The 542-nt window shown below is 44.8% G+C and carries 1 protein-coding gene; it reads right to left on the reverse strand.

The genetic code is table 11. From position 1 onward, the window contains the following. Positions 1–542, reverse strand: a 542-nt coding sequence (locus ACFIJJ_RS10150; protein ID WP_375646863.1) for a ShlB/FhaC/HecB family hemolysin secretion/activation protein, incomplete at both ends; no start/stop codon positions are given.

A 542-nucleotide genomic window follows, 5' to 3' on the forward strand; every position in this document is an offset into this window, starting at 1 on the left:
ACATCAATATCCGTAATGTCTCCGGTTGCATGGAAACCAAGAGTTGCCCCAACGAGGCTCCCGCCAAAACTGTTTTTGTTTGCATCATTGGCTACGGCTCCCAGATCAAGCGCCATATAAGGGGAAAATTGGCTTATAAATTTACGCCCCATTCTCGAAGAAAAACCTGGCAACAACAGCGACAATTCATTGCGCCAAAACGCCCCATTATTGCCGTAATAAATCGCCTCACGCACTCCGCGCACAGAGGAACTACCACCAAGCGATATTTGCTCTGAACTAAACAATGTGTCGGGTGATAATTGTCCTGAAAACAGCGTGTTATAGCGAAAGTTATATTGTTTGAGCGAAAAAGGATGCACGTAGCCTAGGGAAAAAGACAATTTGGAAAATTGCCCTTTGGGTGAATTTTTTGTTGCATTCTCTTGCTCTTTATCGTCATAAGCGCCAAGAATTGCCAACCCTTTATGAAACCCTATATGCGCGCTTAACTCTCCTCCAAGCCACTTGCGCGAATGATCAAGCTCAAAGGTTGCAATAGC

It is taken from the genome of Bartonella sp. TT29SHDZB (assembly GCF_042193395.1).
Taxonomy (GTDB): domain Bacteria; phylum Pseudomonadota; class Alphaproteobacteria; order Rhizobiales; family Rhizobiaceae; genus Bartonella.